Origin of the sequence: Alistipes sp. AF48-12, assembly GCF_003477565.1 — a bacterium.
Lineage (GTDB): Bacteria > Bacteroidota > Bacteroidia > Bacteroidales > Rikenellaceae > Alistipes_A > Alistipes_A hominis.
This window is the reverse complement of the sequence record NZ_QUDJ01000044.1, coordinates 1-2252: the sequence shown is the minus strand read 5'-3', so window position 1 is coordinate 2252 and position 2252 is coordinate 1. Positions and strand designations below refer to the sequence as shown.

Annotated in this window: 3 protein-coding genes; all 3 read left to right on the top strand. The window is 33.7% G+C overall.

Translation table 11 applies throughout. The features are described from left to right. Positions 1–133 precede the first annotated feature (133 nt). A complete protein-coding gene (locus DW082_RS14050; RefSeq protein WP_117678525.1) occupies positions 134–829 on the top strand; it encodes an Imm19 family immunity protein in 696 nt (231 codons plus the stop codon). Between the two features lie 2 nt (positions 830–831). After that, on the top strand, positions 832–1989 hold the full coding sequence (locus DW082_RS14045) for a hypothetical protein (protein ID WP_259335654.1): 1158 nt from the start codon (positions 832–834) through the stop codon (positions 1987–1989). Positions 1990–2053: 64 nt separating this feature from the next. Further along, positions 2054–2252 (top strand): SMI1/KNR4 family protein (locus DW082_RS14040; protein ID WP_147387086.1); only part of this gene is annotated, 199 nt, incomplete at its 3' end.

Here is a 2252-nt window from a genome sequence, read left to right as displayed (position 1 = left end):
CACTTTCAAAAGCAATATCAAAAGCCCGTTGGACGATCTGTTGATGGAGGAAGACGAGGTCTGATACTTAAAGAAAATAACAGCCAAATCGGCTGATAGTATAACGTTAGTTGCAGTCAAAAACGAAACAAAAATGAATGTAATATCAGAAAAAGAATATTCGTTCTCAAATGCGCTTTTTTGGAACGTAATGTTGCATCATCATATTCAAGCCTTTGATGAAGAAAGGGATGTGAATTTTGATGAAGTATGGGATGAAGAACTTGCACCAGCATTGTTAGATGAAAAGAGGTACAAGGAATATTGGGGCTGGCTATCTCAAATTGAATTGGAAACATCCGAAAATCAAGGTGAAATAGAAAATCCAAGAACTCTAACACTTCCTATCGGCAGTGATGTTACATTGACAATGGAATTTCATCCTTGTAGTACATACTATTTTTTGAATGATTTTGTAATTGGTGAGGTTAGTGGCAACTTTCATTTGAAATATCTCACATATCCAGAATTGATGCGTATTGCAGAGTTAAAATATGGAGATGTGTTATTTCATCTTCTGTTGCCTCTGTGTGCAATCAGAGAACAAGAGAAAGAGGATACACTTAATGAAATAGTCCAAAGGCTGCAACAAATCCCACTATTTCGTGAACATTCTGAGTACATAGGCAAATGTATCTTGTATGGGTTGTCAATACCAGATTCTGATATATTAGATATTCCCGAAATAGGAATTATCTGTTTAAGTAATCATTCTTATAGAAATGCTTTAAGGTACGAAGATGATAAAGAAGATATTAAAGAACTGAATACTCTTTTGTCAAAATTGTAAATATGCAACTAACAAGCGGCTTAACCTCCCCAGATAAGGGTCGGTTAGCCACCGAACATTACCCACGTAGTAAAGATATGTTTAGAACACAAATTGAAATATTTACTCCTCGCAGTTTTGGAAGAATTCCAAGACATCCCGAAGATGGTTACATGGCTGAAGATGTAACTGAATCCATAATTCATCAAATAAGCGAGGAAAAACTTATCAAGAGAGTTCAAATAAGCGATTATATTCCTAATACTGTTCTCGAAAAATTGAATCGCTTATTTATATTACGTCCTGATATTTCTTTTCGTGTATATGGAGGGGCTGACAAAAAATTTGGATATGGAGATGATTTCAATGGTTGGAATCTGGATTTCCTGCGATTTGTTCCTGATGTACAAAATATCGTAATAGGCGATTTTGAATATAAGAATACTGGCTTATCTATTCTTTCAAGTTTGTCAAATCTAAAATCATTGACATTAGATATTTATGATTTAAGGGATTTTTCTTTTGTCAATACTTTGCCAAGCCAGTTGGAACATTTACATATAGATGCGGATTTGAAGAGTGGAAAGCCTGTGTTTGATTGCCAATGGCTTTTGCGCTTGAAAAATCTCCAATCCTTATTCCTTGGGAAATTAGATAAGAATCTTGAAGCTATCGTAGGTTTAAGTCAGTTGAGAAAGTTAGAATTAAGAGCTGTCAAAAATAAGGATTTGTCTTTCTTAAAACAAATGCTTATCAAGGACTTGTCTATTCTGTGGTGTGACAGTTCAAAAATAGACTTGACTGTTTTGAGTGATTTTAGAACTTTGCGCCAACTGAAACTTTTTAGAATATCCAAATTGGATGATATTTCATTCGTCAGTACACTCACAGGACTTGAAAAACTCGAATTGATTTGGTTAGCTAATATTACTAAGATACCCAACTTAGCCAATCTAAACAACTTAGCTGAAGTCTGTATTGATACGTTAAATAAGTTGGTTGATATTACAAGCCTTGTAAATGCTCCAAAATTGAGAAAAGTAAAGATGTTAAGCGTTAAAAGTATGACAAAAGAATCTGTATATGCAGTGTTGGATAATCTGAATGTGGAAGAATTACTCTGTTTTGGAGGAAAAGCAGAAATAAGCGATATACATATAAATCGAAAAAATAAAGAATAAATACGTGGGTAACAAGCGGATAAATCTCTCCGAAAAATTGATTATCCACCGGACATTAGTGATTATGAATCAAAAAAAGGAAATATTAGAAAAATTGGCTTTCATAAGACGCCATAAAGAATTTGCATCTTTTGGAGTAAAGGAACAAGAGGTATCTTATAATCCTTGTCTATCTGAAGAAGATATTAAGGAGTTTGAGCATAAACATTGTATAACTCTTCCTGATGATTACAGAACTTTTATTTCTGAAATAGGAAATGGAG

Coding starts and splice junctions, on each gene's coding strand:
- DW082_RS14050 (WP_117678525.1), top strand. CDS start 134: ATGAATGTAATATCAGAAAAAGAATATTCGTTCTCAAATGCGCTTTTT.
- DW082_RS14045 (WP_259335654.1), top strand. CDS start 832: ATGCAACTAACAAGCGGCTTAACCTCCCCAGATAAGGGTCGGTTAGCC.